The 22,052-nt window shown below is 71.5% G+C and carries 21 protein-coding genes and 1 tRNA gene; 13 read left to right on the top strand and 9 right to left on the bottom strand.

Annotated elements, in window-relative coordinates:
* The 3 genes from NGF19_RS09035 to NGF19_RS09025 form a co-directional block, all read left to right on the top strand.
* A partial coding sequence (locus tag NGF19_RS09035; protein WP_252423851.1) for an MMPL family transporter occupies positions 1-220 on the top strand: 220 nt, incomplete at its 5' end.
* A 50-nt stretch (positions 221-270) separates the two neighbouring features.
* Positions 271-1,458, top strand: coding sequence for a sensor histidine kinase (locus tag NGF19_RS09030; protein WP_252423849.1), 1,188 nt, complete (start codon positions 271-273; stop codon positions 1,456-1,458).
* A 1-nt stretch (position 1,459) separates the two neighbouring features.
* Positions 1,460-2,107, top strand: coding sequence for a response regulator (locus tag NGF19_RS09025; protein ID WP_252423847.1), 648 nt, complete (start codon positions 1,460-1,462; stop codon positions 2,105-2,107).
* A 61-nt stretch (positions 2,108-2,168) separates the two neighbouring features.
* Here NGF19_RS09025 and NGF19_RS09020 read toward each other — a convergent pair.
* A tRNA-Leu gene (locus NGF19_RS09020) sits at positions 2,169-2,256 on the bottom strand.
* A 197-nt stretch (positions 2,257-2,453) separates the two neighbouring features.
* Here NGF19_RS09020 and NGF19_RS09015 point away from each other — a divergent pair.
* The 3 genes from NGF19_RS09015 (at position 2,454) to NGF19_RS09005 (ending at position 5,128) form a co-directional block, all read left to right on the top strand.
* Positions 2,454-3,770, top strand: a complete 1,317-nt coding sequence (locus NGF19_RS09015; RefSeq protein ID WP_252423881.1) for a M20/M25/M40 family metallo-hydrolase — start codon at positions 2,454-2,456, stop codon at positions 3,768-3,770.
* A 207-nt stretch (positions 3,771-3,977) separates the two neighbouring features.
* Complete coding sequence (gene chpH, locus NGF19_RS09010; RefSeq protein WP_252423880.1) at positions 3,978-4,211, top strand: chaplin ChpH; 234 nt, start codon at positions 3,978-3,980, stop codon at positions 4,209-4,211.
* Between the two features lie 170 nt (positions 4,212-4,381).
* The gene (locus NGF19_RS09005; RefSeq protein ID WP_252423841.1) at positions 4,382-5,128 is read left to right on the top strand and encodes a chaplin; all 747 of its coding nucleotides are present in this window, start codon (positions 4,382-4,384) and stop codon (positions 5,126-5,128) included.
* A 58-nt stretch (positions 5,129-5,186) separates the two neighbouring features.
* Here NGF19_RS09005 and NGF19_RS09000 read toward each other — a convergent pair whose 3' ends face one another.
* Positions 5,187-5,375, bottom strand: a complete 189-nt coding sequence (locus tag NGF19_RS09000) for a DUF5703 family protein (protein ID WP_189217267.1) — start codon at positions 5,373-5,375, stop codon at positions 5,187-5,189.
* Positions 5,376-5,422: 47 nt separating this feature from the next.
* On the opposite strand from NGF19_RS09000, the gene NGF19_RS08995 reads away from it, so the two are divergent.
* Positions 5,423-6,124, top strand: a complete 702-nt coding sequence (locus tag NGF19_RS08995; RefSeq protein ID WP_252423840.1) for a hypothetical protein — start codon at positions 5,423-5,425, stop codon at positions 6,122-6,124.
* 98 nt (positions 6,125-6,222) lie between these two features.
* On the opposite strand, the gene NGF19_RS08990 is transcribed toward NGF19_RS08995, so the two are convergent.
* Positions 6,223-8,496: a helix-hairpin-helix domain-containing protein gene (locus NGF19_RS08990; RefSeq protein ID WP_289734576.1), complete on the bottom strand. Its 2,274-nt coding sequence runs from the start codon at positions 8,494-8,496 to the stop codon at positions 6,223-6,225.
* A complete protein-coding gene (locus NGF19_RS08985; protein ID WP_252423838.1) occupies positions 8,481-9,464 on the bottom strand; it encodes an aldo/keto reductase in 984 nt (327 codons plus the stop codon). Before NGF19_RS08985 ends, NGF19_RS08990 begins: the two co-directional genes overlap by 16 nt.
* A gap of 135 nt (positions 9,465-9,599) precedes the next feature.
* Between NGF19_RS08985 and NGF19_RS08980 the strand changes: the two genes are divergently transcribed.
* The 6 genes from NGF19_RS08980 (at position 9,600) to mshC (ending at position 15,389) form a co-directional block, all read left to right on the top strand.
* Entirely contained in the window at positions 9,600-10,655 is a 1,056-nt protein-coding gene (locus NGF19_RS08980) for an LLM class F420-dependent oxidoreductase (RefSeq protein WP_252423837.1), read from the top strand.
* A gap of 260 nt (positions 10,656-10,915) precedes the next feature.
* Positions 10,916-11,704 (top strand): ferritin-like domain-containing protein, encoded by a 789-nt coding sequence (locus NGF19_RS08975; RefSeq protein ID WP_252423835.1) that lies wholly within the window; start codon positions 10,916-10,918, stop codon positions 11,702-11,704.
* A 138-nt stretch (positions 11,705-11,842) separates the two neighbouring features.
* Entirely contained in the window at positions 11,843-12,529 is a 687-nt protein-coding gene (locus NGF19_RS08970) for a histidine phosphatase family protein (protein ID WP_252423834.1), read from the top strand.
* A gap of 132 nt (positions 12,530-12,661) precedes the next feature.
* Complete coding sequence (locus tag NGF19_RS08965) at positions 12,662-13,252, top strand: DUF3090 domain-containing protein (protein WP_252423833.1); 591 nt, start codon at positions 12,662-12,664, stop codon at positions 13,250-13,252.
* Complete coding sequence (locus NGF19_RS08960) at positions 13,216-14,034, top strand: SCO1664 family protein (RefSeq protein ID WP_252423832.1); 819 nt, start codon at positions 13,216-13,218, stop codon at positions 14,032-14,034. The genes NGF19_RS08965 and NGF19_RS08960 overlap by 37 nt, the downstream gene beginning before the upstream one ends.
* Before the next feature lie 125 nt (positions 14,035-14,159).
* Positions 14,160-15,389: a cysteine--1-D-myo-inosityl 2-amino-2-deoxy-alpha-D-glucopyranoside ligase gene (gene mshC / locus NGF19_RS08955; protein ID WP_252423831.1), complete on the top strand. Its 1,230-nt coding sequence runs from the start codon at positions 14,160-14,162 to the stop codon at positions 15,387-15,389.
* A 91-nt stretch (positions 15,390-15,480) separates the two neighbouring features.
* Here mshC and NGF19_RS08950 read toward each other — a convergent pair whose 3' ends face one another.
* The 5 genes from NGF19_RS08950 to NGF19_RS08930 all read right to left on the bottom strand — a co-directional run bounded on the left by NGF19_RS08950 (position 15,481) and on the right by NGF19_RS08930 (position 21,919).
* Positions 15,481-16,461 carry a PAC2 family protein gene (locus NGF19_RS08950; protein WP_252423830.1) on the bottom strand — a complete coding sequence of 327 codons (981 nt, stop codon included), beginning with the start codon at positions 16,459-16,461 and terminating at the stop codon, positions 15,481-15,483.
* 200 nt (positions 16,462-16,661) lie between these two features.
* The gene (locus NGF19_RS08945) at positions 16,662-18,269 is read right to left on the bottom strand and encodes a glycerol-3-phosphate dehydrogenase/oxidase (RefSeq protein ID WP_252423829.1); all 1,608 of its coding nucleotides are present in this window, start codon (positions 18,267-18,269) and stop codon (positions 16,662-16,664) included.
* A 6-nt stretch (positions 18,270-18,275) separates the two neighbouring features.
* The gene (gene glpK, locus NGF19_RS08940; protein ID WP_252423828.1) at positions 18,276-19,835 is read right to left on the bottom strand and encodes a glycerol kinase GlpK; all 1,560 of its coding nucleotides are present in this window, start codon (positions 19,833-19,835) and stop codon (positions 18,276-18,278) included.
* A gap of 87 nt (positions 19,836-19,922) precedes the next feature.
* Positions 19,923-20,714 carry an MIP/aquaporin family protein gene (locus tag NGF19_RS08935; protein ID WP_252423827.1) on the bottom strand — a complete coding sequence of 264 codons (792 nt, stop codon included), beginning with the start codon at positions 20,712-20,714 and terminating at the stop codon, positions 19,923-19,925.
* 440 nt (positions 20,715-21,154) lie between these two features.
* Positions 21,155-21,919 carry an IclR family transcriptional regulator gene (locus tag NGF19_RS08930; protein ID WP_252423826.1) on the bottom strand — a complete coding sequence of 255 codons (765 nt, stop codon included), beginning with the start codon at positions 21,917-21,919 and terminating at the stop codon, positions 21,155-21,157.
* Between the last annotated feature and the right edge of the window lie 133 nt (positions 21,920-22,052).

Below are 22,052 nucleotides of genomic sequence, written 5' to 3'. Positions count from 1 at the left end.
CGTCTTCGCCAGCTTCGCCGCCCTGCACCTGATCGAGATGAAGCAGATCGGCTTCAGCCTCGCGGTCGCAGTCCTCCTGGACGCCTTCGTCATCCGCATGCTGGTCCTGCCGTCCCTGATGCTCCTGCTCGGCGAGGCCAACTGGTGGCCCTCGCGCGGAGCGCTCCGCGCCCGCCACGCCACCGCACCGGCCCCCCAACCCTTTGAGTCGGTACGCTGACCACCCCGTCCATCGGATACCCAACTCCCTTACCCGCGAGGTGAATCGACGTGACTCGATGGCGGCAGCAGTCGGGCGACCCGCTCACCCTGGACCGGATCCTTCGCTGGAACCTCGCGATCTGGATCCCGTTCGGCCTGCTGCCGCTCCTGATCGCCGTGCACGACGCCTCACCGGCCCGCACCTACGGGATGTTCGGCCTGTTCGCCCTGATCGCACTGTGCCACGGCGTCGTTCTCGCCCGGCCGGACAGCCCGGTCCTGCCCCCGCGCGCCTATCTCGCCGTCCTCGCCCTCGTCCTGGGAGCGACCTCGTTCATCCTGACCGGCGGGGCCGCCTTCTACGTGGTGTCCCTGCCGCAGTTCTGGCTCTTCGCCCGCGGCCCGCGCGAGGCGACCACGCTCAGCGGGGCCGCCGCCGCCCTCACCGTGTTCGGTGGCACCATCGAGCAGGGCTGGAGCCCCGACCTGCTCACCGGCAACACCGTGTCCACCGTCATCGCCTACGCCCTCGGTACGGCCCTGGGGCTGTGGCTGTACCGCTTCATCGGCCAGAGCAACGAGCGACAGGAACAACTGTCCGCCGAACTCGCCCTCACTCAGGAGGAGTTGGCTGCCGCCCACCAGCGACAGGGCGCGGCCGAGGAGCGCGAGCGCCTGGCCCGGGAGATCCACGACACCCTGGCCCAGGGCTTCGCCTCCATCGTGGTGCTCGCGGAGGCCGCCCGCGCCGCCACCGTCACCGACCCCGAACGCTGTGCCCAGCAGCTCACCTCCATCGAGCGGACCGCGCGCGAGAACCTCGCCGAGGCCCGGGTGCTCGTCGGCGCCGCCCCCGAGAGCGGTGTCGCACCCGGCTCACTGGCCACCACCCTGCGCCGGACCCTGGACCGCTTCGTCCAGGACACCGGCCTCACCGTCGACGCCGAACTGCCCGACATCGAGCTGGATCAGCACACCCGTGTCGCCCTGCTGCGCTGCACCCAGGAGTCCCTCGCCAACGTACGCAAGCACGCGGACGCCACCACGGTCGGCGTCCTCCTCACCGAAGCCCCGGGCAGCGTCGAGCTGGAGATCACCGACGACGGACGCGGCTTCGTCGTCGAGGAATCCCATGGCTTCGGCCTGGACGGCATGCGCCGGCGCCTGGCCGAACTCGGCGGTGAACTCACCGTCACCAGCTCCCTCGGGGACGGCACCCGAATCCTCGCGACCCTCCCCACCCAGCGTCAGGAGTGACATGACCGACACCTCGAACGAACGGATCCGGGTGGTCGTGATCGACGACCATGCCGTGATGCGCGCCGGAGTCGTCGCCCTGCTGGCCTCCGAGCCGACCATCGAGATCGTCGGCGAGGCGAGCGACGGCCGCGAGGGCGCCGACCTCGTCGAGCGGCTCGCGCCGGAGGTGGCCCTCGTCGACCTGCGCATGCCGGTCCTCGACGGGGTGGCCGCCACCAGCGAGATCGTCGCGCTGCCGGTGGCCACCCGGGTGCTGGTCCTCACCACGTACGACACGGACATCGAGATCGAACGGGCCGTGGAGGCCGGCGCCGTCGGCTATCTGCTCAAGGGCACCACCCGCGAGCAGCTCGCCGACGCCATCCGCTCGGCGGCGCGCGGCGAGACGGTCCTCGCGCCCAAGGTCGCCGAACGCCTCGTGGCCCGGATGCGCCGCCCGGAGCCGGTCGTCCTGACCGCCCGGGAGCGGGATGTGCTGCGCGCGGTCGCCGACGGCCTGTCGAACGCCGAGATCGGGCGCCGCCTGTTCATCGGCGAGGCCACGGTGAAGACGCATCTGCTGCGGGTCTTCGCCAAACTGGATGTGAGAGACCGCACACGCGCCGTCGTCGTCGCGATGGAGCAAGGACTGCTCGCCCGCCCCTGAGGGGGCGCCGGCCGTACGGCGCCCGAAACGCGGAAGACCCCAGATGAACTGGGGTCTTCGTTGGTGTCCGAGGGGGGACTTGAACCCCCACGCCCGATAAAGGGCACTAGCACCTCAAGCTAGCGCGTCTGCCATTCCGCCACCCGGACCAGGTGTCTGCCGCCTCGGGGTCTTCCCCGCGGCGACGAAGGAAACATTACCAGGCTTTCGGGGGTGTTCGATCACCCCCTGTTCTCGCGTGAACAGTGCGTGAGGGGCCGAGACCGGGTCTTGGGGCGCGAGGGGGGTCGGAGGGAGGATGAGGAGACGACCAGCAGCGACAGCGGGAGGAACCAGCGTGACCGACATGGACACGGCCAGGAGCGTCACCGGCGAGGACGAGGTCGTCGACCTCTGCCGCGAGCTGATCCGGATCGACACCAGCAACTACGGCGACCACTCCGGGCCGGGTGAGCGCGAGGCCGCCGAGTACGTCGCCGAGAAGCTCGCGGAGGTGGGGCTCGAGCCGCGGATCTTCGAGTCGCACCAGGGCCGTGCCTCCACGGTGGCCCGGATCGAGGGCGAGGACCCCTCCCGCCCCGCGCTGCTGATCCACGGCCACACCGACGTCGTCCCGGCCAACGCCGCGGACTGGACGCACCACCCGTTCTCCGGCGAGATCGCCGACGGGTGCGTGTGGGGGCGCGGCGCGGTCGACATGAAGGACATGGACGCCATGACGCTGGCGGTCGTCCGCGAGCGGCTGCGCACCGGGCGCAAGCCCCCGCGCGACATCGTCCTCGCCTTCCTCGCGGACGAGGAGGCCGGGGGCACCTGGGGCGCCCGGCATCTGGTCGACAAGCACCCGGACCTCTTCGACGGGGTCACCGAGGCGATCGGCGAGGTCGGCGGGTTCTCCTTCACGGTCAACGAGAAGCTGCGGCTGTACCTCGTGGAGACCGCGCAGAAGGGCATGCACTGGATGAAGCTGACCGTGGACGGCACCGCCGGTCACGGTTCGATGATCCACAAGGACAACGCCATCACCGAGCTGTCCGAGGCCGTCGGCCGCCTCGGCCGCCACCAGTTCCCGGTACGGGTCACCAAGACCCTGCGGCACTTCCTCGACGAACTCGGTGACGCGCTCGGCACCGAACTCGACCCCGAGAACATGGACGAGACGCTCGCCAAGCTCGGCGGCATCGCCAAGCTGATCGGGGCCTCGCTCCAGAACACCGCCAACCCGACGCAGCTCGGCGCCGGTTACAAGGTGAACGTGATCCCGGGACAGGCCACCGCGCATGTCGACGGACGCTATCTGCCGGGCTACGAGGAGGAGTTCCTCGCCGACCTCGACCGCATCCTGGGCCCGCGGGTCAAGCGCGAGGACGTCCACACGGACAAGGCGCTGGAGACCACCTTCGACGGAGCGCTGGTCGACGCCATGCAGACCGCCCTGTCCGCCGAGGACCCCATCGCCCGCGCGGTGCCGTACATGCTCTCGGCCGGCACCGACGCCAAGTCCTTCGCCGACCTCGGCATCCGCTGCTTCGGCTTCGCGCCCCTGAAGCTGCCGGCGGAGCTGGACTTCGCGGGCATGTTCCACGGGGTCGACGAGCGGGTCCCGGTGGACGCGCTGAAGTTCGGTGTGCGCGTCCTCGACCGGTTCATCGACGCGTCCTGAGCAGCCTCGAACTCCTGTCACTCACTTCGAACTCCCTTCGCCGCGCCTCGGGTTGGGCGCCGAAGGGAGTTCCCGGTATTCGCCAACGTGTACGGGAGCAGCCCAGGAAGGGTGAATGAGACCATAGGCTCGTAGCCTCATTACTCCCTCCTCGTTACAGGTGATGCGGTCCGAGGCTTGGATCGCTTTTGCCAACAAGGAGGAATGATGATCAAGAAGGTCGTCGCTGCTGCGGCTGCCACGGGTGGTCTGGTTCTCGCGGGTGCGGGCCTGGCTGTCGCCGACTCGGGTGCCCAGGGTGCCGCCGCGCACTCCCCGGGCGTCCTGTCCGGCAATGTCATCCAGGTTCCCGTACATGTCCCGGTGAACGTCTGCGGCAACACCGTGAACGTGATCGGGCTGCTGAACCCCACCTTCGGCAACACCTGCGTCAACCACTGACGTTGTGCCTCACCCCGTACGGGGTCCTCACCCTCAGTGGGTCTGAGTCCGTCGGCCCCGGAGCGCGCGCCGCGCGCCGTGCTCCGGGGCCGACCGGTCTTGCGTGCCCGCGTACGCAGCGCGCGCACGTTTCGGAAGCTCCACGACAAAGTCGAAGGCAGGAATCAGCAATGCGACAGGTCACGCGCAAGGGCCTGATGACCGTGGCGGCGGCGACCGGCGTTCTCGCCGTCACCGGCGGCTACGCGCACGCCGACTCGGGTGCGAGCGGAGCAGCCGCAGGCTCGCCCGGCGTGCTCTCGGGCAACGCCGTGCAGGTGCCCGTACACATCCCGGTCAACGTCTGCGGCAACACCGTGAACGTGATCGGGCTGCTCAACCCGGCCGTGGGCAACGCCTGCGCCAACACCGGCTCCGGCAGCGCCACCGGCAACGGCGGCGGCGCGCACGCGAGCGGGGCGGCCAGCAACTCACCCGGCGTCGGCTCCGGCAACACCGTGCAGGTGCCGGTGGACGTCCCCGTCAACGCGTGCGGCAACTCCGTGGACGTGATCGGTGTCGGCAACGTGGCGGGCGGCAACCACTGCGCCAACACCGGCGGCAGCCCGGTGACCCCTACGCCGATCAGCGAGACCCCGCCGCCGTGGAGCGGCCACCACCACCCGCCCCACGGCGGTACGACGCCTCCCGGCCCCGGCCGCATCACGCCTCCCAGCACGCCCGACCGCCCGAGCCACCCCGCCACCCCGTATCACCCGGGCAGCGGCTACACCAGCCACCTCGACACGCACTCCGCCCCCCGGCCCCAGCTCGCCGAGACCGGTAGCGACCTGCCGGTCGGCACGCTGGCCCCGGCCGCCGCGGGTGCGCTGCTCGGCGGTGTGCTGCTCTACCGCAAGGCACGCGCTCGCGTGTGACCGGTGAACGGATCGGGCCCCGTCACGGCGGGGCCCGATCCGTTTCGGCCGCCTTCTCTCACCAGGTGGCGCGCAACTGGCGGATGATCCGCCGACGCAAGCGCACCCTGCGGCTGCCGTCGCGCAGCAGGCTCAGGCGGTCCAACTCCCAGTGACCGTATTCGGCATGGTCGGTCAGCAGGCGCGTGGCCTCCTTGCGGGAGACGCCGCGCGGTACGTACACGTCGACAAATTCGTATTCCGGCATCGCATCTATTGTGCGGGCTGGGGCCCGCTACGGATAGCGTCTGCACTATGTCTGATGCTGCGCAGCCCACCGCTGCCGAGGTACGCGCCGCCGCCGAGGCGGTCAAGACCGCGCTCGACCGCCACCTGGCCGCGGTCGAGCGGAGGACGGGCGAGGACGACCCGGCCGTCTACGAGGCGTTCAACGAGCTGGCCGCGGCGGCCGAGGAGTACGACGAGCTGCTCTACGACCGCTATGACGAAGTCACGCCCTTCGAGATCCCCGGTGTGGAGGAGCCGCTCCCGCCGTACCGGGGCCCCGAGGAACCGCACGCGCTGAGCGTGCTGATCCGCCGGGACTACACGGTGGTGGAGCCGCAGCGGCTGCTGGCGCAGGCGGAGCGTGTGTCCACCGCGGAGGAACAGGGCGGGCCGGAGCTTCCGGCCGGTACGGTGCACGGCGCGCTCGGCGCGCTCTTCGGCGAGTTCGAACCGGACGAGATCGCCTCCCGGCACACGGAGTTCGGCCTGGAGGAGGGCGACTCCACGCTGTGGGTGACGGCGGCGGACGAACCGGCGGAGCCGGGCGAGTGGCTGGAGGCCCCCTTCGAACCGGTCGACCCGCAGCGGGTCGTCTGCCGCTTCGACATCAGCGCGGTCTTCGACGAGGAGTCGGAGGACGACGACCTGGAGGACGACCTCGACCCCGACCTGGACGACGAGGACCTGGACCCCCTGGACACCGAGGACACCGACGACAGCGACCGCTGATGTGCTGAGCCTTCCGGCAGGCACCCGATGCCTGCCGGAAGGCTCTTCTCGTCCGTCGGTCCGTCGGTCCGTCGGTCCGTCGGTCCGTCGTCGGTCCCTCAGGCCGTCGGGACCTGGGGGCGCAGCAGGACGGGCAACCGGGTGGTCCGGGGTTTGGCGAGGGCCTCGGCCACCGCCCGGGGCAGCGCCTGCTCCACGCCGTGCACCACGGACAGATGGCCGGACGCCCGGCCGAAGGCCGTGTACACCCAGGGTCGGGTGAGGGCCCGAGCGGCGTCACCGGGCAGCACCACGACCACGGCCCGCCACTGCTGTCCCACCGCCTGGTGCGCGGTCAGCGCCCATCCGTGCCGTACGGACCGCGCGACCTGCTCCTTCGGTACGACGACGGGGGCGCCCGAGCACTCCAGACGCAGCCCTTCGGCGTCCGCCGTCACCACGCGGCCCGGCAGCGTGCGGCCCGGCGCGGGGGAGTAGGCGACCCGGTCGCCGGGGTCGAAGCCGCCGAAGCGGCCGGGGCCGGGGTTGAGCCGCTCCTTGAGCGCCGCGTTCAGCGCGCGCGTGCCCGCCGCGCCGCCATGGCCGGGGGTGATCACCTGTGTCTCCTCGGCCGGGACACCGAGGGCCCGCGGCACCGAGTCGGCGACCAACTGCACGGTCCGGTGCACCGCTTCCCCGGCGTCCCGCACCGGCACGATCACGACTTCCTTGCCGGGCGCGTCGATCTGCGGAAGCTCCCCGATCCCGATCGCGGAGACCAACTCGCCGATGGGGCCCGGGTCGGGCGTACGGGAGGCGATCTGCGGACACGCGCGAGCGGCGAGCAGATCCGCGAACACCCGCCCCGGACCGGCCGATTCCAGCACCCCCGGGTCCCCGCTCAGCACCAGCCGCGCACCGTCGGGCAGCGACTCGACGAGCAAGGCCGCGGTCTCGACATCGAGTCGGGGCGCGTCGAACACGATCAACAGCTCAAGATCCAACGCCCCGTCCACATCCCGCCCCGGCCCCTCACTCCCGGCCAACAGCCCCGCCACGGTGACGACCGCACTCTCCTCGGCGGAGACGTCATGGGGGAGCCCGAACCGGCCACGGGGGAGCCCGGACCGCTCGCCAGGGAGCCCCGACCGCTCGTCCGGAAGCGCGGATCGGCCGTCCGGAGCCCCGGCCCCGTCGTCCGCGGGCCCAGGCCGCGAGAGTCGCTCGGCAAGCGCTCGTCGACCCGCCGGGCTGTGTACGGCTGCCCAGGCTCGTACGCCGAGTCGGTGGGCCGCCTGGAGAAGTGCTGCCGGTTCGCTGCGGGAGGCCTCTCCGCCTGTGTGGAGCACCAAGCCGTGGCCCGCGACCGCGCGGATCAGCTCCGCGGTGCTGCCCCGCGCCGCTTCGGCCGCCCCTTCCCAGTCCTCGGCCGAACCGGCCTCCTGCGGCGCGGAGTTGATCAGCCGGGCCAGTCCGTCGGCGAGGCTCTCCTCCGCGAGTGCGTACCGCTCCAGGCCGATCAGCATGCGGACCGGGCGCTCGCTCTCCTCGTCCTCCTCCTCGCTCGCGGCTGGGGCCGTCTCCAAGGCGTCCTCGAAGAGGAGTGCCTCGCCCTCGGCGAGCGCGTCGCGGACGGCGGCCTCGGGGTCCGGCACCGCGTAGCGGCCGAGCGCGGCCTCGAGGGCGGACGCCTCCAGCGCCGTATGCCCGGCGAGGGCCGCCTGCTCCAGCAGCCAGACCGTCATCGCGCGGGCCCGGCGCGCGTCGTCCGGGCGGCACTCCGCGCCGAGCAGCGCCCGCGCGAACCCGTCGGCCTGCTTGGGCCGCACGCCGCCGACCCGCAGCAACTGCCAGGGGTCCGCACGCAACAGCGTCTGCGCGCCGTCGCCGAGCGCCGCCGCGGCCCGGGGCGCGAGGGACTCGGGGGCACCCCCCTCGACCAGAACGGCCCGCACGGCCGAGAGGGCCGCCTCAGCAGGGGCCGACGGCGCGACCGGGGGCGCGACCACGGGCTGCGGGCGCCGCACGGGCTCGGGAGCCGCAGCCCGACGCACCGCGGGCGCCGGACCACCGGCCGGACCCGGAGTCGTACGCCGCACCGGCTTCTCGCCGCTCTCCACGGCCCGCACCGCCGCCAGCAGGTCGGCGGCCGTCCCGCTGAGCTTCCCCCCGGCCGCGATCGGCCCCTTCCGCTCCGCCTTGCGCCGCTCGATCCGCTCCCGCTCGACCCGCTGGGCGGCCAGCTCGGCCTCGGCCTCGGACCGCTCGGACGCCGTGCCCTCACCGCTGCCCGCGCCGGGGGAGCCCGCCTCGGTCCCGGCCTCGTCGGCCGGTTCCCCCGGGCGGGGGGCCGTCTCCGTGGTGTCCGGGTCCGTGGTCACAGCGTGCTCCAGTCGTGATCGGGATAGCGGTGCACCGGGGCCGACACATCGTCCAGCGCCCGGCAGATCTCGTCAGGAAGACTAAGCGCCTCCACTGACAATGCCTCCGTGAGCTGCTGTGCGTTGCGCGCCCCGACGATCGGCGCGGCCACCCCCGGCCGGTCGCGCACCCACGCGAGCGCCACCTGCAACGGCGTCGTCGCCAGCCCGTCCGCCGCCGTCTGCACGGCGTCCACGATGCCGTTCGCCGTCTCGTCGAGATACGGCGCGACGAACGGCGCCAAGTGCTCCGACGCCCCGCGCGACCCGGCCGGCGTCGCGCTCCGGTACTTGCCCGTCAGCACACCCCGCCCCAGCGGAGAGGACGGCAGCAGCCCCACCCCCAGATCCCGCGCCGCGGGCAGCACCTCGCGCTCCACCCCGCGCTGGAGCAGCGAGTACTCCATCTGCGTACTCGCGATCCGGGTCCGTACCCCCGGCGCCGCGAGCTGCCAGGTCGCCGCCTTCGCGAGCTGCCAGCCGCAGAAGTTGGACACCCCCGCATAGCGCGCCCGGCCGCTGCTGACCGCCAGGTCGAGCGCCTGCAAGGTCTCCTCCAGCGGGGTGGCCGGGTCGAAGGCGTGGATGTGCCACAGGTCGACATGGTCCGTGCCGAGGCGGGAGAGCGAGGCGTCCAGCGCGGCGAGCAGATGACCGCGCGAGGTGTCGAAGCGGCGGTCGGGGTCGGGCACGCTCCCCGCCTTCGTGGAGATCACCAGATCCCGGCGCGGTACGAACCCGTCCATGAGCTTGCCGAGGACGTACTCCGCCTCCCCGTCCCCGTACACGTCCGCGGTGTCGATGAGGGTCCCGCCCGCCTCCCAGAACACCTTCAACTGCTCTGCGGCGTCGTGCTCGTCCGTGTCGCGTCCCCAGGTCAGGGTGCCGAGCCCGATCCGGGACACACGAAGGCCGGTATGGCCGAGATGCCTCTGCTCCATGAACGCCGAGATTACGGCCTCAACCAGCCGAGTGGGTGGCCTGTGGACAACCGATTTCCGGTATGTCCACCGCTGCGCCGGTCCACTAGTGTCTCCCCTCACAAGAGACGTTACTGATCGGTAAGGAGATCGCTGATGCAGCTCGGGATCAACCTCGGCTACTGGGGCGCCGGAATGGACGCGGACAACCTCGCCGTCGCCCAGGAAGCCGACCGGCTCGGATACGCGGTGTGCTGGGCCGCCGAGGCGTACGGCTCCGACGCGGCCACCGTGCTCAGTTGGGTCGCCGCGCAGACCGAGCGCATCGACGTCGGCTCCGCCATCTTCCAGATCCCGGCCCGTCAGCCCGCGATGACCGCGATGACCGCCGCCACCCTCGACTCGCTCTCCGGTGGCCGCTTCCGGCTCGGCCTCGGCGTCTCCGGCCCGCAGGTCTCCGAGGGCTGGTACGGCGTCACCTTCGACAAGCCGCTGTCCCGCACGCGCGAGTACGTGGAGATCGTCCGCAAGGCGATGTCACGCGAGCGGTTGTCGTACGACGGCGAGCACTGGACCCTCCCGCTGCCCGGCGGCCCCGGCAAGCCGCTCAAGCTGACCGTGCACCCCCAGCGCGAGCACATCCCGCTCTACATCGCCGCGATCGGCCCCAAGAACCTGGAGCAGACCGGCGAGATCGCCGACGGAGCCCTGCTGATCTTCCCCTCGGCCGACCACCTCGAAGAGACCGCGATCACGCACCTGCGCGCCGGCCGCGAGAAGACCGGCCGGAGCCTCGACGGCTTCGACATCTGCCCGACGCTGCCGCTCGCGGTCGGCGACGACAAGGACGTGACCGCGCTCGCCGACACCTTCCGTCCCTACACCGCCCTGTACGTCGGCGGCATGGGCAGCCGCAAGCAGAACTTCTACAACCGCCTCGCCCAGCGCATGGGGTACGAGCAGGCAGCCGCCGAGATCCAGGACAAGTACCTCGCGGGCGACAAGCAGGGCGCTGCCGCCGCCGTCCCGCACGAGCTGATCGACCAGACCACCCTGCTCGGCTCCGTGGACCGTATCGCCGACCGGATGAAGGCCTACGCCGCGGTCGGTGTCACCACGCTCACGCTGGCCCCCGCGGGCTTCACGCTGGAGGAGCGGATCACCGCGCTCAGGGCCGGTACCGAGGCGCTGGAGCGGGCCGGACTCGCCTGACCGAAGCGCGCCGAAGCAAGCCGACGCGAGCCGACGCGCGCGGAAGCGAGTCGGGAAGCTCTACGGCCGTGGTGGGGGCTCGGGTGTCTTCCCCGCCACGGCCGTCGCGGTGCACAACGCGCCGACGCGCCCCTGGTTACGCGCCGCCGCCCGGCCTGACCTCGTCCGCCGTTCGGCGCAGTCGCCCGACGCACGTGTTGCCGCCCCCTCGGCACCGCATTTGACTCGTTCTTCGCGGACCCTGACGAGAGGCGCCAGTGATGCTTTCGGCCAAAGGCCTGTTCCGGGAGATCTTCGACCACGACGACGCGTTCCGGCTCTTCTGCTCCATCGCCGCCAGCGGAGAGGCGCAAGGGGGCTGGGAGAACGGCCGTATCGCCCGTCTCGTGCCGCCCGCCGCACAGGAACTCGCGCCCAAGATCGCCCGGCACGGCGCCGACGAGGACAAGCACGGGCGCATCTTCACCGCCCTCCTGCGCAAGCGCGGCCTGAAGCCCGTCGGCGTACCGCCCGAGACCGACTACACGATGCTCCTGGAGCGGCGCGGCATCGGCCTCGCCCACCACAAGCTCAGCGGCGAGCGACCCCTGACCCTGGACGACATCGTCACCTACCTCGCCCACAGCAGAGTCACCGAACAGCGCGCCGCCGAGCAGATGCGGCTGCTGTGCGCGCACTTCGGTGACCACCCGGAGGTGGGCCGCGCGGTCCGGATGATCTCCGCCGACGAGGACAACCACCTCGCCTACTGCCACGAGGAACTGCTGCGCCTGGCCCACGCGGGCCACGGCCGCACCATCCAGCGGACCCTGCGCGTATGCGCCCTCGCCGAGATCCGCGTCCACCGCGACGTCAGCCTCGCGGTGACGGCCCACCTGGCACGCATCCTCGGCTGGCCGCGGACGAAGCAGGCGGTGCTCGCCGCGGGCATCCACGCGCTGTACGCGTACGAACGCGCCGGCGGCTGGCGTCGCATGGTCTCGCTGCGCATGCCGGAACGCCGTGACGCACTTGGCGAGCCCGCGAGAACGGCACCGGAGTTCGCGTAGAAGCAGCGAGCGGAACAGGTAGTAGAAGCAGCGAGCGGAACAGGTACCGGAGCGACGAGTGCGGGCGCTCCGGGGACGCATATGACCGGTCCCCCGACCACCCTCCGGAGTCCGGCCCGAAGACCTAGGCTGGGCCGCATGCCCACGTTGATCCTCGTCCGGCACGGACGCTCCACCGCCAACACCGCGGCACTGCTCGCCGGCTGGACGCCCGGCGTCGCCCTCGACGAGCGCGGCACCGCGCAGGCCGCGGCCCTCCCCGCACGGCTCGCCGAGCTGCCGATCACCGAGGTCGTGACGAGCCCCCTGCAACGCTGCCAGGAGACCGTCCAGCCGCTGCTCGACGCCCGCCCCGGACTGCGTGCGCACACCGACGAGCGCATCGGCGAGGCCCACTACGGCGAGTGGTCCGGCCGCAAGCTCGCCGAGCTGAAGGACGAGCCGTTGATGGAGGTCGTCCAGGCGCACCCCTCGGCCGTGGCCTTCCCCGGCGGCGAGTCGATGCGGGCCATGCAGACCCGCGCCGCGGAGGCCGTACGGGAGTGGAACGCGCGCGTGGAGCGCGACCACGGCGCGGACGCCGTCTACCTCATGTGCTCCCACGGCGACATCATCAAGTCCCTCGTCGCGGACGCGCTCGGCCTCCATCTCGACCTGTTCCAGCGGATCTCCGTCGAACCGTGCTCCGTCACCGCGATCCGCTACACCCGCCTCAGGCCGTTCCTCGTCCGCCTCGGGGACACCGGCGACTTCGCCTCCCTGGTGCCGCGCGAGGAGCCCCCCGGGACGGACGCCACGGTCGGAGGCGGTGCGGGCGCACCGTGATCGTCGGCCGCAGTAGGGTGAAGCGGTCGAACCAGCGCAGTACTTGTCAGCAGCAGCCAGCAGCAGTAGTCAGCAACCGAAGCGGGCCGGCGCGGTCGGCCGGCTCCGATCCCGATCCCATGGAGACAGGACGTGTCCCGTCAGGTGTTCCTCTACGACCCGCCGGACCGTTTCGTGGCCGGTACGGTCGGGCTGCCCGGACGCCGTACCTTCTTCCTCCAGGCCACGGCCGGACCCCGGACGACCAGCGTGGCCCTGGAGAAGGCCCAGGTCGCGGCGTTGGCCGAGCGCATGGACGAGCTTCTCGACGAAGTGATGCGCCGCAGCGGCGGAAGCGCCGCCGTGCCCGCCATGACCCCCACCGAGAGCGCCGACTCCGCGCCCCTCGACACCCCGATCGAGGAGGAGTTCCGCGTCGGCACCATGGCCCTGGCCTGGGACGGCGAGGAACAACGCATGATCGTCGAGGCGCAGGCGCTCGTCGAGCTGGACGCCGACTCCGAGGAGGACCTCGCCGAGGCCGAGGAGCGGCTCCTCCAGGACGAGGAGAACGGCCCGCCGATGCTCCGCGTCCGGCTGACCGGCGCGCAGGCCAGGGCCTTCGCCAAGCGCGCCCTCGACGTCGTCAACGCGGGGCGCCCGCCGTGCCCCCTGTGCAGCCTCCCGCTCGACCCGGAAGGACATGTATGTCCGCGCCAGAACGGATACCGCCGCGGAGCCTGACCACGGCCGAACTGCTCGCCGACGGCGAGCTGACCGTGCGCGGACGCATCCGCGACGCCTCCAACGCGGCGCTGTACTGCACGATCTCGGCCGACGGGCACCAGGCCAGGTGTATCTACAAGCCCGTCGCGGGGGAGCGGCCCCTGTGGGACTTCCCGGACGGCACCCTGGCGCAGCGCGAGGTCGCCGCCTACGAGGTCTCCGCAGCCACCGGCTGGGGCCTCGTACCGCCCACCGTGCTGCGTGAAGGCCCCTACGGCGAGGGCATGTGCCAGCTCTGGATCGAGGGGCAGCCGGACGCCGAACTGCTCGCCCTGGTGGACGGCGAGGAACCCGAGGACGGCTGGAAGGCCGTCGGCCTCGCCGACCTCGGCGACGGCAGGACCGCCCTGCTCGTGCACGCCGACGACGAGCGGCTGCGGCGGCTCGCCGTCCTCGACGCGGTCATCAACAACGCCGACCGCAAGGGCAGCCATCTGCTGCCCACCGGCGACGGCCGTCTGTACGGCATCGACCACGGGGTGACCTTCCACCGCGAGACCAAGCTGCGCACGCTGCTGTGGGGATGGGCCGGGGAGCCGCTGACCGCAGAAGCCGTCGAGGTGCTCAAGGGCCTTGAGGGCGCCCTGGAGGAGGGCGCGGAGCTGGCCGTGCGCCTGGCCGGACTGATCACCGAGGCCGAGCTGGCGGCCACACGCGCGCGTGTGACGGCGCTGCTGGCCTCCGGGAAGCATCCCGAACCCACCGGAGAATGGCCGGCGATCCCCTGGCCACCGGTGTGACAACACCCCCGCAACGGCCCGGACCACGGCCCCGCACACCCGCGGACAACCCGCAAGAGCGCCTTTCCGGCCAACCCTCCCGGTCCGGTTCGTCCGCGCAACTGCCCGCCGGTTAGGCTCATGGCATGCATGCCTGGCCCGCTTCCGAGGTCCCCGCCCTGCCTGGTCAGGGCCGCGACCTGAGGATCCACGACACCGCGACCGGCGGCCTGGTCACCCTCGACCCCGGTCCCGTCGCCCGTATCTACGTCTGCGGCATCACTCCGTACGACGCGACCCACATGGGTCACGCGGCGACCTACAACGCGTTCGACCTCGTACAGCGCGTGTGGCTCGACACCAAGCGGCAGGTTCACTACGTCCAGAACGTCACCGACGTCGACGACCCCCTCCTGGTGCGTGCCGCGCGCGACGGCGTCGACTGGGTCGCCCTCGCCGAGCGGGAGACCGCCCTCTTCCGCGAGGACATGACCGCCCTGCGACTGCTGCCCCCGCAGCACTACATAGGCGCCGTGGAAGCCATACCCGGCATCGTGCCGCTCGTCGAGCGCCTCCGGGACGCCGGGGCCGCCTACGACCTCGACGGCGACATCTACTTCTCCATCGAGTCCGACCCGCACTTCGGCAGCGTCTCCGGTCTCGACGCCGCCACCATGCGGGCGCTGTCCGCCGAGCGCGGCGGCGACCCGGACCGTCCGGGCAAGAAGAACCCGCTGGACCCGATGCTCTGGATGGCCGCCCGCGACGGCGAGCCGAGCTGGGACGGCGGTTCCCTCGGCCGCGGCCGGCCCGGCTGGCACATCGAGTGCGTCGCCATCGCGCTCGACCACCTGGGCATGGGCTTCGACGTCCAGGGCGGCGGCTCCGACCTCGCCTTCCCGCACCACGAGATGGGCGCCTCGCACGCCCAAGTGCTGACCGGCGAGTACCCGATGGCCCGCGCGTACGTCCACGCCGGCATGGTCGCGCTGCACGGCGAGAAGATGTCCAAGTCCAAGGGCAACCTCGTCTTCGTGTCCCGGCTCCGGCACGACGGCGTCGACCCGGCCGCCCTCCGGCTCGCGCTGCACGCCCACCACTACCGCTCCGACTGGGAGTGGACCGACCAGGTCCTGCGGGACGCCGAGGGCCGCCTCGACCGCTGGCGCTCCGCCGTCTCCCGGCCCGACGGACCGCCCGCCGAGGCGCTCGTCGAGGAGATCCGCGACGCCCTCGCGAACGACCTGGACGCCCCGGCCGCGCTCGCCGCGGTCGACCGCTGGGTCGCGCGCCAGCAGGAGAGCGGCGGTACGGACACGGGTGCGCCCGGCATCGTCTCGCGCGCCGTGGACGCGCTGCTCGGCGTGGCGCTGTAGACACGGCCGGACAGGAGAACGCCAAGGGCGGTGCGCAGATGGTGCACCGCCCTTGATCGTTCTCTTCTCTTCCGGTCTCTTCCGGCCCCGGTCAGTCCTCGTCCGGCGAGTCCTCGTCCTCGTTCCCCGGCCGCGGCGGCTTCGACGGGCGCGTACGACCGCTGGGGTTGTCCCCCCGCAGATACGAACCGCCCTCGCCGCCCTCCGCCGTGGCATGCCCGCCGGGCGGGCTGACGTCCCGCCGCCGCAGATACCGCTCGAACTCGCGGGCGATCGCCTCGCCCGAGGCCTCCGGGAGTTCGGCGGTGTCCCTGGCCTCCTCCAGCGTCTGGACGTACTCGGCGACCTCGCTGTCCTCGGCGGCCAGTTGGTCCACGCCCACCTGCCAGGCGCGCGCGTCCTCCGGCAGTTCGCCCAGCGGGATCCGCAGGTCGAGGAGGTCCTCCAGGCGGTTGAGCAGAGCCAGCGTCGCCTTCGGGTTCGGCGGCTGCGACACATAGTGCGGAACCGCCGCCCACAGCGAGACGGCCGGGACACCGACATGCGTGCACGCCTCCTGCAGGACGCCCACGATGCCCGTGGGGCCCTCGTACTTGGTCTCCTCCAGGCCCATCCGGCGGGCCAGGTCCGCGTCGGACGTGGTCCCGCTGATCGGGACCGGGCGTGTGTGCGGGGTGTCGCCGAGCAGGGCGCCCAGGATCACCACCAGCTCCACACCCAACTCATGGGCGAAGCCCAGCAGTTCGTTGCAGAACGAGCGCCAGCGCATCGACGGCTCGATGCCGCGGACCAGCACCAGGTCGCGGGGCTTGGCACCGCCGACACGCACCACCGAGAGCCGGGTCGTGGGCCATGTGATCTTGCGGACGCCGCCCTCCGTGAACACGGTGGGGCGGTTCACCTGGAAGTCGTAGTAGTCCTCGGCGTCCAGCGCCGCGAACACCTCGCCCTTCCATTCCCTGTCCAGATGCGCGACCGCGGTGGAGGCTGCGTCGCCGGCATCGTTCCAGCCCTCGAACGCGGCCACCATGACCGGGTCGATCAGCTCGGGAACCCCCTCGAGCTCGATCACCCAGCGCCTCCTTCCGACGTGCCCTCGCGTACGTGCCAACCTTACGGCGTGCGACGGGGGCGCCCGCAGCCCCCTTGCACGGGGGAGTGACCGGATGCCTGCCCCGCGCGGGCCCACCGAACACACCGAACACACCGGACACACGGAGGGGGCGGCCTCCTCTCGTGAGGAAGCCGCCCCTCGCGCGAACCCGCCGTGCCTTACTTCTTGTCGAGCAGGTCCTGCACCTTGCCGCGTACCTCGTCCGTGGCCAGTCCGCGGATCGTCAGCGTCGTACGGCGGCGCAGCACGTCGTCCGCCGTCTCGGCCCACTCGTGGTCCCGGGCGTAGACGACCTGCGCCCAGATCTCCGGGGCGTCCGGGTGGACACGGCGGCCCAGCTCGGGGTTCTCGTTGGCCAGCCGCGCGATGTCGAAGGCCAGCGAACCGTAGTGGGTCGCCAGGTGCTTGGCCGTGTCCGGCGCCATCCGCGGGCCGGGCGCCGGTCCGTCGACGACGAGCCGGTGCGCGACCGCGCGCGGGTTGGCGATACCGGGCAGCGGCAGCTTGCGCGGCAGCCGGGAGATCGGCTCGAAGTCCTCGCCGAGCGGGTGCCCCGGCAGCGACTCCAGCTTCTTCATGACCGTACGGCCGATGTGCCGGAAGGTCGTCCACTTGCCGCCCGCGACGGACAGCATGCCGCCCTTGCCCTCGGTGACGACCGTCTCGCGCTTGGCCTTGGCGGTGTCGCCGGGACCGCCGGGCAGCACCCGCAGACCGGCGAACGCGTACGTGATCAGATCACGGTCGAGCTGCTGGTCCCGCACGGAGAACGCGGCCTCGTCGAGGATCTGCGTGATGTCCTTCTCGGTGACCGCGACCTCGCCCGGATCGCCCTCGTACTCCTCGTCGGTCGTGCCGAGCAGCAGCATGTCCTCCCAGGGGAGGGCGAAGGTGATGCGGTACTTGTCGATCGGCGTCGCCAGCGCCGCCTTCCACGGCGAGGTGCGCTTGAGGACCAGGTGCGCGCCCTTGGACAGACGTATGGACGGCGCCGCGTTCTGGTCCTCCATCCGGCGCAGGTGGTCGACCCACGGGCCGGTCGCGTTCAGCACCAGCCGCGCGTCGACGCCGAACTCGTCACCGGAGGTCCGGTCCTTCAGCTCCGCACCGGTCACCCGGCCCCGGGTGAAGCGCAGCCCGGTGACCTCGGCGTGGTTGAGGACGACCGCACCGGCCTCCACGGCCGCGCGGACCGTCATCAGCGCCATCCGCGCGTCGTTCATCTGGTCGTCGCCGTACACGGCCACGGCCTTCAGGTTCTCGGTACGCAGCTCCGGCACGTCCTGCTGCGCCCTGGCGGGCGAGAGCAGATGACCGACGCCGTCACCGAACGCCGACAGCGCGGAGTAGGCGAAGACGCCCGCGCCGAGCTTCGCCGCGCCGTGCGGCCCGCCCTTGTACACGGGGAGGTAGAACGTGAGCGGGTTCGCCAGGTGGGGGGCCACCAGACGGGAGACCGCACGGCGCTCGAAGTGGTTCTCCGCCACCAGCTTCACCGCGCCGGTCTGCAGGTAGCGCAGACCGCCGTGGAGCAGCTTGGAGGAGGCGGAGGAGGTGGCGCCGGCGAAGTCGCCGGCGTCCACCAGCGCCACCCGCAGGCCCGACTGGGCGGCATGCCAGGCCGTGGAGATGCCCAGAATTCCGCCGCCGATCACGAGGAGGTCGTAGGTCGCCTTGGACAACTGCTCCCGGGTTTCGGCACGACTCGGGTGGGAGCCGCGGGCCGGGTGCGTCCCAAGAGCCGGGACACTCTGCAGGGTGGTCATCGCTGATTACTCCTCGTGCTCGATCCAGCCCATGGTCCGCTCGACGGCCTTGAGCCAGTTCTTGTACTCACGGTCGCGGGTCTCCGCGTCCATGTGGGGGGTCCACTCGGCGGCCCGGCGCCAGTTGGCGCGCAGGTCATCGGTGTTGGTCCAGAAGCCGACGGCGAGACCGGCGGCGTAGGCGGCACCGAGACAGGTGGTCTCGGCGACCATCGGGCGCACCACGGGCGCGTCCAGGACGTCCGCCAGCGTCTGCATCAGCAGGTTGTTGGAGGTCATGCCGCCGTCGACCTTGAGCGTGGCCAGCTCGACGCCGGAGTCCTTGGTCATGGCGTCGGCGATCTCGCGGGTCTGCCAGGCGGTGGCCTCCAGCACGGCGCGCGCGAGGTGCGCCTTGGTCACGTACCGGGTCAGACCGGCGATCACACCGCGGGCGTCGGAGCGCCAGTACGGGGCGAACAGGCCGGAGAAGGCCGGTACGAAGTAGGCGCCGCCGTTGTCCTCGACGGACAGGGCGAGCGTCTCGATCTCGGCGGCGGTCTTGATCAGGCCCATCTGGTCGCGCATCCACTGCACCAGGGAGCCGGTGACGGCGATCGAGCCCTCCAGGGCGTAGACCGGCTTCTGGCCGCCGATCTGGTAGCCGACGGTGGTCAGCAGGCCCGAGTAGGAGTTGATGATCTTGTCGCCGGTGTTCATCACCATGAACGTGCCGGTGCCGTAGGTGGACTTGGTCTCGCCCTCGGAGAAGCAGGTCTGGCCGAACAGGGCCGCCTGCTGGTCGCCGAGCGCGGAGGCGACCGGGATGCCGCCGAGCAGGTCGCCGAGGCGCCCGCCGGAGATCTCGCCGTAGACCTCGGCGGAGGAACGGATCTGCGGCAGCATCGTCTTCGGGACACCGATGGACTCGCAGATCCGTTCGTCCCACTGCAGGGTGTGCAGGTTCATCAGCAGGGTGCGGGAGGCGTTGGTCACGTCGGTGACGTGGTGGCCGCCGTCGGCACCGCCGGTCAGGTTCCAGATGACCCAGGTGTCCATCGTGCCGAAGAGGATGTCGCCCGCCTCGGCGCGCTCGCGCAGCCCCTCGACGTTGTCGAGCAGCCAGCGGGCCTTCGGACCGGCGAAGTACGAGGCCAGCGGCAGGCCGGTCTCGCGGCGGAAGCGGTCCTGGCCCACGTTGCGGCCCAGGTCCTTGCAGAGCGCGTCGGTGCGCGTGTCCTGCCAGACGATGGCGTTGTGGACGGGCTCACCGGTGTGCCTGTCCCACAGCACGGTGGTCTCGCGCTGGTTGGTGATGCCGATGGCCTTGATGTCGTCCCGGGTGATGCCTGCCTTCTCGATGGCTCCGGCGACGACCTCCTGGACGTTGGTCCAGATCTCGGTCGCGTCGTGCTCGACCCAGCCCGGCTTCGGGAAGATCTGCTCGTGCTCCTTCTGGTCGACGGAGACGATACGGCCGTCCCGGTCGAAGACGATGCAGCGCGAGGACGTCGTGCCCTGGTCGATGGCGGCGATGAACGGCCCGTGGCCGTGGGAAGCGATGCCGGCGGAGTGTGCGTCGGTCACGGTGTGCTCCTGGGAATTCGTGGAGAGGAGGGGCGGTCGGTACGGCGCGGTGCGGTCGGGCGATGCCTTGTGCGAACTCACCGTGGCTCAGGCGAAGGCGATGTTGTAGATGCCTGCGCCGATCGCTCCGCCGAGCAGCGGACCGACGACGGGGATCCAGGCGTATCCCCAGTCGGAACCGCCCTTGTCGGGCAGCGGAAGCAGGGCGTGCACGATGCGCGGGCCGAGGTCACGGGCCGGGTTGATGGCGTAGCCGGTCGGGCCGCCCAGGGACAGACCGATCGAGACGACCACGAACGCGGTGATCAGGGCGCCCAGGGTGCCGAGGCCGTTGCCGTTGTCGTTGAGGCCCTGTGTGAGGACCGCGAGGATCAGTACGACCGTGCCGATGACCTCCGTGGCGAGGTTCTGCACGACGTTGCGGATCTCGGGGCCCGTCGAGAAGATGCCGAGCACGGGGCCGGCCGCGGCTTCTCGCGCCTCGGTGGCCTTGGCGGTGTCCTGCGCGCCCGGACCGCCGACGATCTCCCGGTCGGTGAGGTGGGCGTGGAACTGGCCGTAGTAGGCGGCCCAGACCAGAGTCGCGCCGATCATGGCGCCGAGGAGCTGTCCGCCCCAGTACAGCGGGACGTTCTTCCAGTCGCCGTCCTTGATGGCGAGCGCGAGTGTCACCGCCGGGTTGAGATGGGCGCCGGAGAGCGGCGCGGTGGTGTAGACCGCCGTCATGACGGCGAAGCCCCAACCGAACGCGATGGCGAGCCAACCGGCGTTGCGGGCCTTGGAGGCCTTCAGCGTGACCGCGGCACAGACGCCGCCGCCGAGCAGGATGAGTATGGCGGTACCGATGGTCTCGCCGATGAAGATGTCGGAGCTGGACACCCGCGACTCCTTTGTCCTTCGTCCAGGGGAAGGCGGACCTCCGAATTCCTTCGGAGGGCCCGCGCCCTCGGGATGAGAGCGATGCCGGCCCGTGGCGTTGTCACACTCTAACGTGTATTGCCGGTAGGTGTTCGACAATGCCGACCGTCGGACGGGAGTCTGGCTTTCGTCTCACCAGGTCGTCAAGAGTTCTGTTGTCGAATACACGATCGTTACTGATCGACCCGCGGCCCCCGGTGGTCATCCGCCGCCCCACGCGGGCAGACGGAAGGGCCGGTACGTCACCGCCGTACCGGCCCCCTCGGCCACCGCTCGCTCCCGCCGCCGCACCCCGTCGGACGTGTCCCGGCCGCCCCCGGCCGACCCGTCGGTCGTACGGACCCATCGGTCGTACGGGGCCTATCGGGGTCGTATGGGGCCTATCGGGGTCGTACGGGGGCTCAGAACCGTCCCGCGCCCAGATCCCGTGACACCGCGCGGGCGCAGTCGCGGACCGCCGCGATCAGCTCGGGGCGCAGCTCGCCGTCGTGGCACACCCGCTCCACCGCGCCGGTGATCCCCACCGCGCCCACCGGCATCCGCCGCCGGTCGTGGATGGGCGCGGCCAGCGAGGCCACACCGGTCCATGTCTCCTCGACGTCGGCCGCGTAGCCCCGCGCGCGGGTGAGATCGAGCACGCCCTCGAAGTCGTCCCGGTCGCACACCGTCAGATCGGTGAACGCCTTCCGCTCGGACTCCAGCGCCTCGCTGTGCGCGACCGGGTCGTACGCCGACAGCACCTTGCCGAGGGCCGTGGAGTGCAGCGGCTGCATGGCGCCGATCTCCAGGACCTGTCTGCTGTCGTCGGGACGGAAGACGTGGTGCACGATCAGCACGCCCTGCTGATGCAGCACCCCCACATAGACGCTCTCGCCGCTGGAGCGGGCCAGATCGTCCGTCCACACCAGGGCGCGCGCCCGCAGCTCGTGCACGTCGAGGTACGTCGTCCCCAGGCGCAGCAGCTCGGCGCCCAGTTGATAGCGCCCCGAGGCCGCGTCCTGCTCGACGAACCCCTCCTGCTGGAGCGTGCGCAGGATGCCGTGGGCCGTGCCCTTGGCGAGGCCCAGCGACGAGGCGATGTCCGACAGGCCGAGCCGCCGCTCGCCGCCCGCGAGCAGCCGCAGCATCGCTGCCGCCCGTTCGAGCGACTGGATGTTCCGTGCCATCGCCGTCCTGCCCTCCGTCCCGTTCGGCCGTCAGCCGACGGTCACCTGAACCATCGTTCGGCAATGTCGAACACTACCTGGCGTAGCCGACCTCTTGCTAATGGATGGTCGTCATCCGTACAGCCGGGATCTT

Source organism: Streptomyces macrolidinus (assembly GCF_023887685.1).
Taxonomy (GTDB): domain Bacteria; phylum Actinomycetota; class Actinomycetes; order Streptomycetales; family Streptomycetaceae; genus Streptomyces; species Streptomyces macrolidinus.
Note: the sequence above shows the minus strand (reverse complement) of the source record. Positions and strands in the feature narration are given on the sequence as shown.

Excerpts from the sequence above, each read along its gene's own strand:
- NGF19_RS08975 (WP_252423835.1), top strand. The coding sequence starts at position 10,916 with ATGCTTTCGGCCAAAGGCCTGTTCCGGGAGATCTTCGACCACGACGAC.
- NGF19_RS09005 (WP_252423841.1), top strand. The coding sequence starts at position 4,382 with ATGCGACAGGTCACGCGCAAGGGCCTGATGACCGTGGCGGCGGCGACC.
- NGF19_RS08960 (WP_252423832.1), top strand. The coding sequence starts at position 13,216 with ATGTCCGCGCCAGAACGGATACCGCCGCGGAGCCTGACCACGGCCGAA.
- NGF19_RS08985 (WP_252423838.1), bottom strand. The coding sequence starts at position 9,464 with ATGGAGCAGAGGCATCTCGGCCATACCGGCCTTCGTGTGTCCCGGATC.
- NGF19_RS09000 (WP_189217267.1), bottom strand. The coding sequence starts at position 5,375 with ATGCCGGAATACGAATTTGTCGACGTGTACGTACCGCGCGGCGTCTCC.
- mshC (WP_252423831.1), top strand. The coding sequence starts at position 14,160 with ATGCATGCCTGGCCCGCTTCCGAGGTCCCCGCCCTGCCTGGTCAGGGC.
- NGF19_RS08970 (WP_252423834.1), top strand. The coding sequence starts at position 11,843 with ATGCCCACGTTGATCCTCGTCCGGCACGGACGCTCCACCGCCAACACC.
- NGF19_RS08980 (WP_252423837.1), top strand. The coding sequence starts at position 9,600 with ATGCAGCTCGGGATCAACCTCGGCTACTGGGGCGCCGGAATGGACGCG.
- NGF19_RS08995 (WP_252423840.1), top strand. The coding sequence starts at position 5,423 with ATGTCTGATGCTGCGCAGCCCACCGCTGCCGAGGTACGCGCCGCCGCC.
- NGF19_RS09025 (WP_252423847.1), top strand. The coding sequence starts at position 1,460 with ATGACCGACACCTCGAACGAACGGATCCGGGTGGTCGTGATCGACGAC.
- NGF19_RS08945 (WP_252423829.1), bottom strand. The coding sequence starts at position 18,269 with ATGACCACCCTGCAGAGTGTCCCGGCTCTTGGGACGCACCCGGCCCGC.
- NGF19_RS09015 (WP_252423881.1), top strand. The coding sequence starts at position 2,454 with ATGGACACGGCCAGGAGCGTCACCGGCGAGGACGAGGTCGTCGACCTC.
- NGF19_RS08930 (WP_252423826.1), bottom strand. The coding sequence starts at position 21,919 with ATGGCACGGAACATCCAGTCGCTCGAACGGGCGGCAGCGATGCTGCGG.
- chpH (WP_252423880.1), top strand. The coding sequence starts at position 3,978 with ATGATCAAGAAGGTCGTCGCTGCTGCGGCTGCCACGGGTGGTCTGGTT.